The 15199-nt window shown below is 69.6% G+C and carries 15 protein-coding genes; 8 read left to right on the top strand and 7 right to left on the bottom strand.

Annotated elements, in window-relative coordinates; translation table 11 throughout:
• Positions 1-42: 42 nt before the first annotated feature.
• The 7 genes from fghA (at position 43) to ACUN0C_RS14975 (ending at position 5729) form a co-directional block, all read left to right on the top strand.
• Positions 43-897, top strand: a complete 855-nt coding sequence (gene fghA / locus ACUN0C_RS15005; RefSeq protein WP_445467200.1) for an S-formylglutathione hydrolase — start codon at positions 43-45, stop codon at positions 895-897.
• Positions 898-1145: 248 nt separating this feature from the next.
• Positions 1146-2282: an ABC transporter permease gene (locus tag ACUN0C_RS15000; protein ID WP_445467199.1), complete on the top strand. Its 1137-nt coding sequence runs from the start codon at positions 1146-1148 to the stop codon at positions 2280-2282.
• 31 nt (positions 2283-2313) lie between these two features.
• The gene (locus ACUN0C_RS14995; protein ID WP_445467198.1) at positions 2314-3096 is read left to right on the top strand and encodes an ABC transporter ATP-binding protein; all 783 of its coding nucleotides are present in this window, start codon (positions 2314-2316) and stop codon (positions 3094-3096) included.
• Between the two features lie 10 nt (positions 3097-3106).
• Positions 3107-4306, top strand: a complete 1200-nt coding sequence (locus ACUN0C_RS14990) for an ABC-type transport auxiliary lipoprotein family protein (protein ID WP_445467197.1) — start codon at positions 3107-3109, stop codon at positions 4304-4306.
• Positions 4303-4821 carry a hypothetical protein gene (locus ACUN0C_RS14985; RefSeq protein ID WP_445467196.1) on the top strand — a complete coding sequence of 173 codons (519 nt, stop codon included), beginning with the start codon at positions 4303-4305 and terminating at the stop codon, positions 4819-4821. Before ACUN0C_RS14990 ends, ACUN0C_RS14985 begins: the two co-directional genes overlap by 4 nt.
• 130 nt (positions 4822-4951) lie before the next feature.
• Positions 4952-5383: a DUF3775 domain-containing protein gene (locus tag ACUN0C_RS14980; protein WP_445467195.1), complete on the top strand. Its 432-nt coding sequence runs from the start codon at positions 4952-4954 to the stop codon at positions 5381-5383.
• Positions 5384-5507: 124 nt separating this feature from the next.
• Positions 5508-5729 carry a hypothetical protein gene (locus ACUN0C_RS14975; RefSeq protein ID WP_445467194.1) on the top strand — a complete coding sequence of 74 codons (222 nt, stop codon included), beginning with the start codon at positions 5508-5510 and terminating at the stop codon, positions 5727-5729.
• A 41-nt stretch (positions 5730-5770) separates the two neighbouring features.
• On the opposite strand, the gene ACUN0C_RS14970 is transcribed toward ACUN0C_RS14975, so the two are convergent.
• Positions 5771-7876, bottom strand: coding sequence for a putative bifunctional diguanylate cyclase/phosphodiesterase (locus tag ACUN0C_RS14970; RefSeq protein WP_445467193.1), 2106 nt, complete (start codon positions 7874-7876; stop codon positions 5771-5773).
• A 315-nt stretch (positions 7877-8191) separates the two neighbouring features.
• Between ACUN0C_RS14970 and ACUN0C_RS14965 the strand changes: the two genes are divergently transcribed.
• The gene (locus tag ACUN0C_RS14965; protein ID WP_445467192.1) at positions 8192-8506 is read left to right on the top strand and encodes a hypothetical protein; all 315 of its coding nucleotides are present in this window, start codon (positions 8192-8194) and stop codon (positions 8504-8506) included.
• Between the two features lie 91 nt (positions 8507-8597).
• On the opposite strand, the gene ACUN0C_RS14960 is transcribed toward ACUN0C_RS14965, so the two are convergent.
• The 6 genes from ACUN0C_RS14960 to ACUN0C_RS14935 are packed head-to-tail and all read right to left on the bottom strand — an operon-like array spanning position 8598 to position 15140.
• A complete protein-coding gene (locus ACUN0C_RS14960; protein WP_445467191.1) occupies positions 8598-9794 on the bottom strand; it encodes an acetyl-CoA C-acyltransferase in 1197 nt (398 codons plus the stop codon).
• A 57-nt stretch (positions 9795-9851) separates the two neighbouring features.
• Positions 9852-10838, bottom strand: coding sequence for a Bug family tripartite tricarboxylate transporter substrate binding protein (locus ACUN0C_RS14955; RefSeq protein WP_445467190.1), 987 nt, complete (start codon positions 10836-10838; stop codon positions 9852-9854).
• A gap of 37 nt (positions 10839-10875) precedes the next feature.
• The gene (locus ACUN0C_RS14950; RefSeq protein ID WP_445467189.1) at positions 10876-12393 is read right to left on the bottom strand and encodes a tripartite tricarboxylate transporter permease; all 1518 of its coding nucleotides are present in this window, start codon (positions 12391-12393) and stop codon (positions 10876-10878) included.
• Between the two features lie 9 nt (positions 12394-12402).
• Entirely contained in the window at positions 12403-12909 is a 507-nt protein-coding gene (locus ACUN0C_RS14945) for a tripartite tricarboxylate transporter TctB family protein (protein WP_445467188.1), read from the bottom strand.
• Positions 12910-12960: 51 nt separating this feature from the next.
• Positions 12961-13950, bottom strand: a complete 990-nt coding sequence (locus ACUN0C_RS14940) for a succinate--CoA ligase subunit alpha (RefSeq protein WP_445467187.1) — start codon at positions 13948-13950, stop codon at positions 12961-12963.
• Entirely contained in the window at positions 13947-15140 is a 1194-nt protein-coding gene (locus ACUN0C_RS14935) for an ATP-grasp domain-containing protein (RefSeq protein WP_445467186.1), read from the bottom strand. Before ACUN0C_RS14935 ends, ACUN0C_RS14940 begins: the two co-directional genes overlap by 4 nt.
• Positions 15141-15199: the final 59 nt, after the last annotated feature.

Here is a 15199-nt window from a genome sequence, read left to right as displayed (position 1 = left end):
CCCCGCGGGATATTGCACAGAGACGATGTCGACGGAGAACGCATGACGACCGACATGAAGATCGAAGGAAGCTACGCCGCGCACGGGGGGACGCAGCACATCGTGCAGCACGCGTCGCACTCGACCGGCACGCCGATGCGCCTGTCCATCTATCTTCCCCCGCAGGCGGCGAGCGCGCCGTGCCCCGCGGTGATCTATCTCTCCGGGCTCACCTGCTCGCCGATGAACGTCACCGAGAAGGGCGAGTTCAGGCGCGCCGCCGCCGAGCGCGGGCTGATCGTCGTCTGCCCCGACACGAGCCCGCGCGGCGAGGACGTGGCGGATGCGCCGCGCTACGATCTCGGCCAGGGTGCCGGCTTCTACCTGGATGCGACGGCGGAACCCTGGTCGCGGCATTTCCGGATGGAGAGCTACGTCGCCCAGGAGCTGCCGGCGCTCCTCCAAAACGGCTTCCCGATCCGGCCGGGCGGGTTCGGCATCATGGGACATTCCATGGGCGGGCACGGCGCGCTGACGCTCGCGCTCAAGCATCCGCAGCTCTTCCGCTCGTGCTCCGCATTCTCGCCGATCGTCGCGCCGACACAGGTGCCGTGGGGACAGAACGCCTTCGCCGCCTATCTCGGCGGCGATGCGGAGGCGTCGCGCCGCTGCGACGCGGTCGCCCTCATCGGGGACGGCGCGCGCGTCCCGGAGCTCCTCGTGGATCAGGGCACGGCCGACGAGTTCCTGTCGGAGCAGCTCAGGCCGGACCTCCTGCAGGAGGCCTGCCGCACGGCCGGCATTCCGCTGACGCTGCGGATGCAGGACGGCTACGACCATTCCTATTACTTCATCTCGACCTTCATGGCGGACCACGTCGCCTGGCATGCGGAGCGCCTCGGCCGCGGGCGCGCCTGAGCCTGCCGCAGGGTCGCCCTACGCGATCGTGCGGCCGTCTGACCGGCCGGCCGGTCAAGCGGGCCGGTGCTCCAAGTGGCGGCTACAATTTGCTTCAAAGGTTTGATCCAGGTCATGCGGGGGATGGCCGGCTCAGGCAGTGTGTGGCCGCGCGCCATCCGCACGCGCGATCCGACCGACATCCGACTACCCGGCCGAGCGGTTTCGGGGCAGGTTTCCGTCGTATCGTTTGAAGAGAGGTCAGGCGATTGGACGGCGAACCACTCCTCAAGGTCACCGCGACGCCCGCGGGAGCCGAACTGACGGCAGCGGGACCGTGGACGGCGAGAAGCGCCGACGCCGCGGACCGGATCGACGCGCGCGTCGACTGCACCGACGGCGGTCGCAAGAGGGTCACGATCGACCTGGCGGCGGTCACGGCCCTCGACACGTTCGGCGCGTGGATCTTCGAGCGCATGCGCCGGAGGGCTGCAGCCTCGGGATGCGAGGCGAGCCTCGTGCAGGTGCCACAGCGCTTCAAGGGGCTTGTGGAGGAAGTCGGCACTCTGAACAGGGCGGAAGCGGGGGAGCGCCGGGAGCCGGCCGGGCTGGCCGCCCTTCCCGCCAGGATCCGCAGCCGCCTGGCCGTGCTGGCGGCAGACGCGACCTCCTTCCTCGCGATGCTCGGCGCGCTCGGAACGGTGGCGGGCCGGCTCGCCATCCACCCGCGCCGGTTCCGCCTGACCTCCACGGTCCACCATCTCGACCGGGTCGGCTGGCAGGCGATCGGCATCATCCTCCTGATCACCTTCCTCATCGGGGGGATCATCGCGCAGCAGGGCGTCTTCCATTTCCGGAAGTTCGGGGCCGACGACTACGTCGTGGACCTCGTCGGCATCCTCGTCCTCCGGGAGATCGGCGTCCTCATCGTGGCGATCATGATCGCCGGCCGCTCCGGCAGCTCCTATACGGCGGAGCTCGGCTCCATGAAGATGCGCGAGGAGATCGACGCGCTGCGGACCATGGGGCTCGACCCGATCGCGGTCCTCGTCGTCCCGCGCATCCTGGCGCTCCTGATCGCGCTCCCGGCCCTCACCTTCCTCGGATCGATGGCCGCGCTCTTCGGCGGCGGCCTCGTCACCTGGCTCTACGGCGACATGAGCCCCGCCGTCTTCCTCGCGCGCCTGAAAGAGGCCGTTTCGACGACGCATTTCGCAGTCGGCATGATCAAGGCGCCCTTCATGGCGTTCGTGATCGGCGTCGTGGCGGCGGCCGAAGGGCTGCGCGTGAAGGGCAGCACCGAGTCGCTCGGGCTCCAGACGACGTCATCGGTGGTGAAGTCCATCTTCCTCGTCATCGTGCTCGACGGTTTCTTCGCCGTCTTCTTCGCCTCGATCGGAATGTGACGTGGCGGGGGAAGCAGTGGCGGGGGAAGCAGTGGCGGCGAAAACAGGCCGGGACACGGTGATCGACGTGTCCGGATTGATCGTCCGGTTCGGCCAGCAGACCGTGCTCTACGATCTGAGCCTCACGGTGGAGCGCGGGGAAATCCTCGGCCTCGTCGGGGGCTCGGGCAGCGGAAAGTCGGTGCTCATGCGGACCATCGTCGGCCTCGTCCGCAAGGCGGCCGGCAGGGTCGAGGTCTTCGGCATCGATACCGATGCCGCGGACGAGGAGGAGCGCCGCGAGCTGCACCGGCGCTGGGGCATCCTCTACCAGCAGGGCGCCCTCTTCTCCTCGCTTTCGGTGCTGGAGAACGTGAAGTTCCCGATGCGCGAGCACCTGCGGATCGCGGAGCCGCTGATGAACGAGGTCGCGCTCGCCAAGCTCGAGATGGTCGGGCTCGGCCCCGGCGACGCGGGGAAGCTCCCGGCGCATCTCTCCGGCGGCATGACCAAGCGCGCGGCGCTCGCGCGCGCCCTCGCGCTCGATCCCGAGATCGTGTTCCTGGACGAGCCGACCTCGGGGCTCGATCCGATCACCGCCGGAGAGTTCGATCGCCTCATCGGCATCCTGCAGCAGACGCTCGGGCTGACGGTCTTCATGGTCACCCACGACGTGGCGAGCCTGCAGCGCCTCTGCACCCGCATCGCCGCTCTCGCCGACGGCAGGATCGTCGCGGACGGGCCGCTTTCGGCGATGCTCGCCTCCGATCATCCCTGGGTCCGCTCCTACTTCCGCGCCCGAAGCACGGTCGACCCGCTCCTTCTTGCAACGTGAGGACTGCGCGATGGAAATCCGCGCCAGGTTTGTTCTTGTGGGCCTGATGCTGCTGGCCGTCGCCGCCGGCGGCTTCGGCTTCGTCTACTGGCTGAAGAACATCGGGGGCCTGGGAGAACGTACGGCATACCGCGTGCGCTTCGAAGGCTCCGTGGCCGGCCTCCTTCTCGGCTCGCCGGTGCAGTTCAACGGCATCAAGGTCGGCGAGGTCATCGCGCTCGACCTCGACCCAGACCGGCCGCGCGAAGTGCTCGTCACGATCGCCGTCGCCAGCCGCACGCCGGTCCGCGCCGACACTGCCGTCGGCCTTACCTATGCCGGCCTGACGGGCGTGCCCGAGATCGTGCTGACGGGCGGCTCCGAGGAGGCGCCGCGGCTTTCGCCGGACGGCGGCGAGCCCCCTCTCCTGGTCGCGCCCGCCGGCTCGAACGTGAACTGGACGGATTCGGCCCGCGAGGCGTTCACGCGCGTCGAGGCCGTGCTCAAGGAGAACGCGCCGGCCCTGAAGAGCACGTTCACCAACCTCGACACCTTCTCATCGGCGCTGTCCCGGAATGCGGACCGCGTCGACGACATCATGGACGGCCTGGCCCGCCTCGCCGGCGCGCGCCCCGGCGCGAAATCGCATGTCGTCTATGCGCTCGGCGCGCCGCCCGGTCTCCCGGTGCCGGACCGGCTGCCCGAAGCCCAGCTCGTCATCAACGAGCCGTCCATTGCGGCCGCGTTCAACACCCCGCAATTCGTGAGCCGGGCCGAAGGCGGCCGGAAGCCGATCTTCGAGGATGCCGTCTGGAGCGACACCGTGCCGAAAGCGGTCCAGGTGGCTCTCATCCGCAGCTTCGAGGAGGCGGGCTACACGCGCGTCGGCCGCGACTTCCAGGGCATATCCGAGGACTACCTCCTCCTGGTGGACATCCTCGCCTTCGATATCGTGCCCGGACCCGCGCCCTCGGCGGAGTTCGCGATCGCGGCGAAGCTCACCACGGCAGACGGCGCGATCGTCGCGGCCAGGCGGTTCGCCGAGACGGCCGCGCTCGCGGCGGTGGAGCCGGCGGCATCGGCGGATGCGCTCGCCGAAGCCTTCGGCGCGGCGGCAGCCCTCCTCGTCCCGTGGGCGATGGAGGCGATGGTGACGGCGGAGACGGAAACGGCGGGCGCGGATCCCGTTCCGGCGGACGAGAGCGAGCAGACGGAGGAAAGCGCGGAATGAACGGCGAGCATGATGTCACGGCACCCCGTGCGGGGCGGGGCCGGCTGGGGATCCTCCTCGCCGCGGCGCTCCTGCTGCCGGCCACGCCGGCCTGGCCGCAGGCCGCGCAAAGCCCGTTCGCCGGCCTTGCTGGCTCCTGGAGCGGCGACGGGACGGTGGTGCTGGCGAACGGCGCGAAGGAGCCGATCCGCTGCCGCGCGACCTACGTCACCGGCCGCGGCGAACGCACGCTCCACAACGAGCTCAACTGCGAACGGGAGCAGCTGCGCTTCGAGATCGTGCTCGATCTCACGCTGTCTTCCGGCCGGATCGCCGGGACATGGCTCGAGCGGACCCGCGACATGCGCGGGACCGTTTCCGGAGAGGCGGCGGCAGGCCGGATCAGAGGCGTCGTCACCGCCCCGAACTACGCCGCTTCGGTCATCATCACGACGCGCGGCAAGCAGCAGTCGGTCCTGATCAGGCCGCAGGAGAACGAGATCGTCGAGGTCGCGATCGAGATGCGCAAGCGGTGACCGGAGGCGGCATGCGGCGCGGCCGGCATTGATCCAGCGCAAGGCCCGCCGGACGGTTTCCGGCATCAATGCGGGAGAACCGACGCGAGGCGGGCCCTCCGGCCCGCCGCCAAGCCGCAGGAAGCCCGTCATGCTCAGGGAAATGCCCGCCGCCGCCGACCTCGCCATCAGCCCGGACAAGGTCTGCTACATCATCGCGAGGGCGCGCGAATTCGACGCGAAGGTCGAGCCCGTCGACACGGCATCGGCTTCGAACCCGGCCGACGACACGAACATCGACGTGCTGGAGGACAATGCCGACGACCCGACGCTGCAGGAGCTGAGCGGCGCGATCGCCGGCCTCAACGAGGACGAGACCGTCGATCTCATCGCCATCAGCTGGATTGGCCGGGGCGATTTCGAGGCCGACGAACTCGAGGAGGCGCGCCAGCTCGCCAACGAGCGCCACCGGCGCAACTCGGCGCGCTACCTGACCGGCATGCCGCTGCTCGGCGACTATCTGGAGGAAGGCCTGTCCGCGCTCGGCTTCGGATGCGAGGACAGCGAGATGGCGCATCTCTGACGGGAGCGCCTCCGCTCCCATCTGGGACGGGCTCCTCGCCGAGAAGGACGTGCGGGGCGAAGATCGCGCCCAGGGCTGCCGCGCCCGGGCGGCGGCGCCGCCGCGACGAAGAGGGGTATCGCCGATGCCGGATCAGGGGCATTACCACGTGGCGTTCTTCAAGACGGTGGAGAACGATCACGGCAGGGATCGGGAGATCTGCCAGCGCTCGATGGAGCTCGTCGCCGACAGCGAGGAGGACGCCGTCAGGCAGGCGATCGAACGGTTCTGCCGGGACGAGCGCATCCGGAGCTGGAAGGACCATGCCGACCGCTATGCGGTGGAGGTCGTGAACGGGCGGGCGTAACCCGGGCAGGCCGCTGCCGGGACGGACCGGCGCGCCGCCCGTCAGGCGGCGTCCTGCGCGGCCGCGGCGGCGCCAGCGGCCGATCCCGCAGGCGCGGCAGGTCCGCGGGCCGGGTCGCGTGCGATCGCCGCGCTTTCGCACACGCGCGGTCCGCCGTGGGCGACGAGATGCTCCACGGGCATGGGCCGCCCCATCAGGAAACCCTGGGCGCCGTCGCAGCGCTCGCTCCTCAGGAGCGCCAGCTGTTCGTCCGTCTCGATCCCCTCGGCCAGCACCGTGATCGCGAGGCTCCGGCCCATGGCGGTGACGGCACGGACGATGGCGAGCGCCTGCGCGTCGGAGCAGACGTCCTCGATGAAGGAGCGGTCGAGCTTGATCTTGTCGAAGGGGAAGGCGCGCAGCGTGTCGAGCGAGGAATAGCCGGTGCCGAAATCGTCGAGCGCGACGCGGACCCCGAGCGCCTTGATCTGCCGGATCGTGTGCAGCGACCGCGCCTTGTCCCTGATGAGCGCCGTCTCGGTCAGTTCGAGCTCCAGGCGCGACGGCGACAGCCCGGTCTCCACCAGCACCTCGTGCACGAGATGCGCGAGCTTGGCGTCGATGAGCTGCAGGGCGGAGAGGTTCACGGCGACCGAATAGGGCGGCTCCCACCGGGATGCATCGCGGCAGGCGCGCCTGAGAACCCATTCCCCGAGCGCGAGGATCAGCCCGCTCTCCTCGGCGAGCGGTATGAACTCCGACGGCGAAACGTTGCCCCTCTCCGGATGGCGCCAGCGCAGCAGCGCCTCGTATCCGATGATCCGGCCGTCCTCGATCGAGGTCTGGACCTGGTAGTCCACCGAGAGGTCGTCCGCCGCGATCGCCTGCCTCAGGTCCTGGGCGAGCTGCCGGCGCTCCCGCACCAGATTGCCGAGCTGCGTGTCGTAGAAGCATATCTCGCCGTCCGCCTTCGCGCGGTACATGGCGAGGTCGGCGTTGCGGGTGAGCGTTCCCGGATCGGTGCCGTCCTCGGGGAAGACCGCCACCCCAATGCTCGCGCCGATGGCCGACCCGTTCTCCTCGAGCGGCAGAGGGGTGAGGACGAGGGCTTCAATCGCGCGCGGGATCCGTGTCAGCGCCTCCCGGTTCGGGAGCGGCGCAACGGCGAAGAACTCGTCTCCGCCGACGCGCGCAAAAACGATGCCGCCCTCGCTGAACGCGCGCATGCGATCGGCGAGCGCGCACAGCGCCCTGTCCCCGGCCTCGTGGCCGAAGGTGTCGTTCAGCTCCTTGAATCGGTCGAGGTCGATGCCGATGACGGCGAAGCGCCGGTTCCGTGGGCCGCACTCCTCGACCAGCCGCTCCAGATGGGCGTTGAAGCTCGTGCGGTTCGGCAGGCCCGTCAGCGGGTCGTGCAGCGCCATGTGGCGCAGCTGCTCCTCCGAATCCGCCCGGGTCCGGGCCTCCAGAAGATAGCTCGTAATCCCGGTCCCGACGATGATGAAGCCGATCAGCGCGACCGCGAGAGCCATGGCCCGGAACGCCTCGCCGTCGGAGCCCGCGCTTGCGCCGGGCATCGGCTGGACCTCGAAGGCCGCCATGCCGGTGAAATGGAGCGAGACGATCGCCAGCACCAGCAGGGCGACGGCGGCGTGCCGCTTCGCACCGTTCCTCCACCGTCCGGCGCTCCACGCGAAGGCCGCGGAAAGGGTGACGGCCAGCACGACCGAAGCGGCGAGATAGTCGGTGCGCCACGACACGAGGCCGTCGACGCGATAGGCGAACATGCCGGTGTAGTGCATCGCGGCGACGGAAAGCCCGACGAGGGCTCCGCCGAACGGCAGCAGCCGGGCGTGCCGTCCCGCGGCCGCGACGGCGAAACCGACAGTCGAGCCGGTGACGGCGACCAGAACGGACAGAATGGTCAGCGTGGCGTCGAAGGATACCGGCGCGGGCGCCATGTAGCCGAGCATCGCGATGAAGTGCGTCGCCCAGATCGCCGACCCCGCGCACACGCCGGTGAGGAAGACCCAGCCGCCGCGCGGCCAGCCCGGGACGTTCAGGGCCTGCCTGAAGAGCCGCGTGGTGGCCAGCGAGCCGAGCAGGCAGACGATGCCGGCCAGCAGCACGAGATAGAGATTGTGTTCGTAGACAAGACAGCCCAGCACGCGCACGGGCTACTCCTCGGCCGCAAGGTTCGCCGTCGCAGACCTACCCTCCCGGAGGTTAACTTTGCGTGGCACTCGTCGGCGCAACTCGCGATCTGCGAGGCAGAGGGCAGGATCGCACGGTACCCGCGCTCAAGCTGCGGGGCTCCGCCAGCCGGGCGCAATCCAGCGTCAGCGGCGGCGTGCCAGGCGCTCCCAAGCCCCGGCGCTCTTGTCACATGAACCCCGTCTTCAACGGGCTGGCGGCGGAACGGGAGTTCAACTAACGTCCGCGCAACGGGACCTGAGCGGCCTCGGGAGGGGCATCAAATCGACATGTCCGCGCTGTCGGAACCGGAGGTCGGGGGCCCGGATGCCCCAACCAAACAGGACCCCTTCAAGGCGTTCGCGCGCGAGCTGCAACGTGCCATAGCTGCCGGGGAGTTCGCGACGGCGCGGGCCATCCTCGACGGCGCCGAACCGAGCTGGCGGAAACGCACTCCGGCCAGGCTGTCCAGCAACGCGTCGAACTACGCGATGGAGGTCGGCAAGGCGATCAGCCGCGAGTATTTCAGGATCAGGAAGCGACCGCTCAATCCCGTTCGCGACCGCGGCTGGATCTTCGACACCCGATCCGGGCAGCTCTGCTAGTCCGGTTCGCAAGGGTCATACCCCCCGGCAAATGTGGCGCCCGTCGATCAGCGCGGACACAAGGGAGAAGTGCTGCTGACGATCACGTCGACTAGCACCGATCGAGCACGACGGCGATGCCCTGGCCGACGCCGATGCACATCGTCACCAGGGCATAGCGGCCTTCGGACCGCTGCAGCTGGCGCGCCGCCGTGAGCGCGAGGCGCGCGCCGGACGCGCCGAGCGGATGCCCGATGGCGATCGCCCCGCCGTTCGGGTTGACGCGGCTGTCGTCGAGCGCCAGGCCGAGCCCCTTCAGGCAGGCGCAGACCTGGGCGGCGAAGGCCTCGTTGATCTCGATGACGTCGATCTCGGCCAGCGAGAGCCCGGCGCGCGCGAGCGCCTTCTGCGAGGCCGGCACCGGCCCGATGCCCATGATGCGCGGCGGGACGCCCGCCGTGGCGCTGGCGAGGACGCGGGCGATCGGCGCCGCGCCAGCCGCCGCGCCGGCCGCCCGCGAGCCGACCAGCAATGCGGCCGCGCCGTCATTGATGCCCGAGCTGTTCCCCGCCGTCGTCACGCCGTCCGGATTGAGCGGCCGGAGCCGCGCGAGCGCCTCCTCATCCGTGCCCGGCCGAGGAAATTCGTCCGACTCCACCGCGCGATCGCCTTTCCGGTCGCGCGTCACGACGGGGACGATCTCCCCGGCGAAGAAGCCGTCCTGCCGGGCCGCTTCGCACTTGGCCTGCGAGGCGGCCGCGAAGCGATCGCAGGCGGCGCGGTCGATCTCGTATTCGCGCGCGAGGTTGTCGGAGGTTTCCGTCAGGGTGTCGGCGCCGAACTGCGCCTCGATGGCCGGATTCGGGAATCGGGCGCCCACGGTGGAGTCGAAGATCTCCACGTTCCGGCTGAAGGCCGCATCGGCCTTGGCCATCACGAAGGGCGCGCGGCTCATGCTCTCCACGCCGCCCGAGATGAAGAGATCGCCCTCCCCGCACGTGACGGCATGGGACGCGGCGACGATCGCGCCGAGGCCGCTGCCGCAATTGCGCTGGACCACGGCGCCCCCGATCCCGACCGGGATGCCGGCGAGAAGCGCGGCGTGGCGGGCGACGCACCTGCTGTCCTCGCCGGCCTGGTTGCCGCAGCCGACGATGACGTCCTCGAGGTCTTCCGCGCTGAACGCGCTCCTGTCGAGAAGGCTGCGCATGGCATGGGCGAGGAGGTCGTCCGGCCGGATGCTTGCCAGCGCGCCGGCCCTCTTTCCGAACGGCGTCCGGATCCCGTCGTAGATGTAGGCTTCGAGCATCTGTCTCGTCCGGCTGGGACCGCCCGCCCGGCCGGGCCGGGCGGGCGGGCGCTCTTCTTACTGGATCAGGCCGAGCTGCTTGATCGTGGTCGTGTACTGGTCGCGCTCCGACCGCAGCATGGCGCTGGTCTTCTCGCTGCCGAGGAATTCGGTCCGCCAGTAGTTCTCCTGCTCGATCGGCTTCCAGGACTCGTCCTCGACCACCTTCTGGAGAACCTCCCCCCAGAACGCGATCTCTTCCGGCTTCATGGACTTCGGGCCGAGAATGCCGCGCCAGGCCGACCACACCACGTCCTGGCCGAGCTCCTGCCAGGTCGGCACGCCGTCGAGCGGCGCCGCCTGACGCTCAGGAGAGGCGACCGCCACGATCTGGAGATCGCCGGACTCGTGATATTTCGCGAAGCTCGCGCAGCCGCTCACGCTGACGTCGACATGGTTGCCGAGCAGCGCCGCGACGCTCTTCGCGGCCGCATCGAACACGGTCGCGCGGATCTTCGTGACGTCGGCCCCGACGGCGTCGGCGAGCTTCGCCATGGCGACGTGCCACTGGTTTCCGGCCGCCACCGCGAAGCCGAAGCGGATCGATTCCGGGCTGGTCTTCAGCGCGTTCACGAGGTCTTCGGCGGTCTTCAGGTTGCCGGTCGGGTTCACGGCGAAGCAGCCGTCCTCGAAGACGAGCGTCGCGATCATCGTCAGGTCCTCGAAGCTGAGCGGGGCCGTGCCGAGGACCTCGTTCGTCACGAGGTTCGGGGAGAAGATCGAGAGCTTCGTCGGCCCGCGGCTCTGCTTGCTGATCTTCGCCCAGCCGACCGCGCCGCCGCCGCCCGGCTCGTAGGTGATGTTGATCGGCACGTCGATCAGGTTCTTGCCCTCGAGGACCGATTCGATCGCCCGCGCCATGCGGTCGTACCCGCCGCCCGGGCCTGATCCCACGACGATCTCCACGGGCTCGGTCGGGCCCTGGGCGAGGGCCGCGCCCCCGCCGACGAAGCAGGCGAGCGCCAGCGCCGCCGGAGCGCTCCGGAGCAGAATGCGGTCAATCATGTCTTTCCTCCCTATCGTGTCTCTGTGTCTGGTCGCGCTAGACCTTGCCGCCCGAGACATGGGCGGGGGTGCGGTGCTGCCGCCAGCGCGCCGTCACGAACGGAGCCGCGACCACCAGGAGCGCGAGCAGCAGGAAAAAGACGGAGATCGGCCGCTCCAGGAACGTCAGCCAATCGCCGCCCGAGAGCGTCAGCGCCTGCCTGAGCGACTGCTCGAGCGTGCGGCTGAGGACGACGCCCAGGATCATCGGGGTGATCGGGATCCGGTACCGGCGCATGACGTAGCCGACGGCCCCGAAGGCGAGCGCGAGCCAGACCTCGAACATGCTGTTGGAGATGCTGTAGGCGCCGGTCAGGCCGAGGACGAGGATGACCGCCGTGAGAAGCTCGGGGGGAATGCGGAGCAGGCGCACCCAGATCCCGATGAGCGGGATGTTCAGGATGACGAGCACGATGTTGCCGATATAGAGGCTGCCGATCACCCCCCAGGTGACCTCCGGATGCTCGGTGAAGAGCCGCGGCCCCGGCTGGATTCCGAACATCAGGAGCGCCCCGAGCAGGACCGCCGTCGCGGAGGAGCCGGGAATGCCGAGCGTGAGGAGCGGCACCAGCGCTCCCGAAACGGAGGCGTTGTTGGCGGATTCGGGGCCCGCGAGCCCCTCGACCGCGCCCTTGCCGAACTGCTCGGGGTGCCGGTGGATCCGCTTCTCGACCGCGTAGGATAGGAGCGTCGCGACCGCGCCGCCGGCGCCGGGCAGGAGGCCGATGACGAAGCCGATCACGGCGCCGCGCACCATCGCGAACCGGACCCGGAGCCATTCCGCCTTCGTCGTGAAGAGCTTGCCCACGGCGGCCGGCGCTTCCCAACGGCCGGACAGCAGCCGCTCCACGGTGACGAGCACCTCGCTGATGGCGTAGACGCCGATGATGACGATGAGGAGGTTCACGCCGTCGAGGAGATCGGCCGAACCGAAGGTGAAGCGGGGCGAGCCGCTCTGGAGGTCGATGCCGACGGTCGCGATGATCAGGCCGAACAGGCCCGACATGAAACCCTTGATCGCCGAGCCCTCGACCAGGCTCGCGGTCGCCACCAGCGCGAAGACCATCAGCATGAAGTACTCGGCCGGCCCGAGACTGAGCGCGAAACGCGCGATCGGCACCGCGAGGAAGGTGAGTCCGAGCAGCCCCAGCGTGCCGCCGACGAAGGATGCGATCGCCGAGATGAAGAGCGCGGCGCCGGCGCGACCGCTTCGCGCCAGCGGATGCCCGTCGAGCGTGGTGATGATGGCGGATGCGTCGCCGGGGATGTTGATGAGGATGGAGGCGATGGCGCCGCCATACATCGCGCCGAAATAGATGCCGCTGAGGAGAATGAGCGCCGAGGTCGGCTCCAGCCCGTAGGAGAAGGGCAGCAGCACCGCGATGGCGGTCGCCGGGCCGACGCCGGGCAGCATGCCGACCCAGGTGCCGATCGCCGCGCCGATGACGACGAAGAGGAGATTGTAGCCGGCAACCGCCTGGCTCAGGCCGAATGCAAGGTTGGTGAGGGATTCCATGACCGGCCCTTACAGTTCGACGCCCGGCAGCTTCACGCCGAGCCAGGTGTCGAAGACGAGGTAGAAGACAGCGGTCAGGAGCAACGACCAGAACACGATCGTCGGGACGCCCCGGAAGCGGACGAGAGCCAGGAAGGCCGCGATCAGGAGAGCGGTCGCGGCGAGATAGCCCATCACGGGAAGCGCCGTCGCGTAGAGGAGCGCTGCCGCGAAGGTGCCGGCCGTGCGGGCCTTGACGTCCCCGGAAAGCGGCCGCTCGTCCGACGGATCGTGCGGCGCGACGATGTCCATGACGATGTTGGCGAGGCAGAACAGGACGAACATGCCGCCAAGCATGAGCGGGAAGAAGCGCGGCCCGAGGCTGTCGCCGATCGGCGGAACCCGGATCTGGAACGCGTGGTAGAGATAGAAGAGCGCGAGCAGGAGGATGGAAAAGCCGATCGTGAGCTGGAGCGGCGAGCGGCGCGCGCTGCGGCTCCCGTCCGGGCCGGATCGTGTTGCCGTTGGATGGCGCATCGCTCTCCTCTCAACCCCTCGCCGAAGCGCTTCTCTGGTCTGCTGCGGCCGTCACGCGACGCCCGAGCGAAGTCCGCCGAATGCCGATCGCGCGCCCGATGCCTCGTGCACGGCGGACCCGGCTTCGCCGTCCGCCCCGCGGCTGCGGGCAATGCCGGCTTCCGCCAGCAGCCCCGGTATGTCGGCGAGCGACTGGGCGATCCTCACCCCCGCGGCGGCGAGCATGCGCTGCTTGGCGCTGGCGCTGTCCTCGTCGCTGCTGATCATTGCAGCGGCATGGCCGAAGCTCATGCCCTTCGGATAGTTCTCCTGAAAGCGGCCGGCGATGACGGCGACCACGGGCTTCGTCAGGCCGTTCTGCCTCAGGTGCTCGGCGACCTCGGCCTCGTTCCGCGATCCGGGCTCGCCATAGACGCAGACGGCGTCCGTGCCGGGATCCGCCTCGAACATCCGCAGGTAGTCCACCATGCGCCGGCCGGTGATCCGGTCGCCGCCCATGGCAATCGCCGTGGAGACGCCGTAGCCGTTCTGCTTCAATGTGAGGGCGAACTCGGCCGTCATGCCGCCCGAGCGCGAGCAGATGCCGATCCGGCCCGGCACGTAGATGTCGGCCGGGTCGACGCCGCCGATTCCGCCGACCTTGGACTGGCCGGGCGAGATGAGGCCGTTCGTGTTGAGCCCCACGAGCGTGACGTCCGCCGCTCTCGCGGCTGCGACGATTTCCGCCGCGCCCTGGCGGGAAACGCCTTCCGAGGTGCCGACGATCAGGCGGATGCCGGCGTCGATCGCCTCGAAGACGGCGTCGCGCACCGCCTGCGCCGGCACGTAGAGCATGGAGGCGTTCGCGCCCTGCGCCTTCACCGCCGCGCGGACGGTGTTGTAGACCGGCACGCCGAGCACCTCCTCGCCGCCGCGGCCCGGGGTCACCCCGGCAACGACCTGCGTCCCGTAGCGGATGCTGTTCTCGGTATCGAGGCGCGCCTGGCGGCCGGTGATGCCCTGCACCACGACGCGCGTGTTCCTGTCGATGAGAATGGTCACTGCGCGCGCTCCTCGGCTGCGAGCTTGCTGGTCAGGTCCACGATCAGCCGCACGCCGTCGGAAAGCGGTGCGCCATGCGGCAGGTAGTGGATGCCGTCGAGCTCGGCCGCGGCCTCCCGGGCCAGCTCCTCGCCGGGCCCGAACATGCGGATGACGACGGGGAAGCGCTTCGGGTCGATGTTGCGCGCCTTGAGCGCCTCGACGACCGGCACGACGCGCTTCTCGATCCGCGCCATCTGCTGGTAGTGCCAGCTGACGAAGAGGCTGCGCACGTTCGGATTGTCGAGGATCGCGTCGACCAGCACGCGCACCTTGTCCGGGTTCACCGTGGAGGCGTCGGTGTGGTTGGCGGGCCGGCCGCCGGCTGCAAGGATCATGTCGTGCTGGACGAGGCCCGCGCCGCCGCCGCCGACCCAGAGGCCGATGTCGCCGTCGAGCTCCGTGTAGCGCACCATGCCGCCCGGAATCCGGGCGTTCGCCTCGATGACCCGAAGCTCGCGCTCGTTGAGCGGGCGGCCTCCGGTTGCGACATCCGAGCCGCCGGATTCCTCGAGGAGCGGGTCCTCGACCGACATCATCGCACCGACGACGACCGGCCCGTCGGCGGTGATTGCGACCGGGTTGAGTTCGAGCATTGTCGCGTCGGCGTCTCGGAACTCGCGATAGAGATCGGCCGTCAGCCGGCCAAGGCCGGCGAGCATCCTGCCGTTCAGTCCGGCCCGCTCCCACAGTTCGATGGCGTCCCAGGCGGGCACCCCGCGCAGCGGGTCGATCTCGACGGCGATCACGGCCTCGGGCCGGTCGCGGTGCACGCTTTCGATGTCGACGCCGCCTTCCGCGCTGATCAGGATCCTCGGCGGAAAATCCTCGAGGTAGAAGGCGAGGTAGAGCTCGCGCTCGATCGCCACCTTCTCCTCGAGATAGACCTCGCTGCAGAGATGGCCGTTCACGACGGTGCCGAGGATCGCCTCGGCGGCCGCAGAGGCCTCGTCCGGATCGTCCGCGAACCGCACCGCGCCGGATTTTCCGCGCCGGCCCGTGGCGACCAGCGCCTTCACGACCACCGGCTTTCCGATCCTTTCCGCTACGGCGCGCGCCTCCTCGGGGGTCGCGGCGGCGCCTCCCGCCGGAACCGGTATTCCACGCTCGCGCAGGCGCGTCTTCACCTTGTCTTCGGTGACGTTCGGCAATGTGATCTCCAGGTGAATGTGGCTCTAGCGTTGCGGGACGGGCCGGTGGCGACTCCGGT

Source organism: Faunimonas sp. B44 (genome assembly GCF_052655945.1).
Note: the sequence above shows the minus strand (reverse complement) of the source record. Positions and strands in the feature narration are given on the sequence as shown.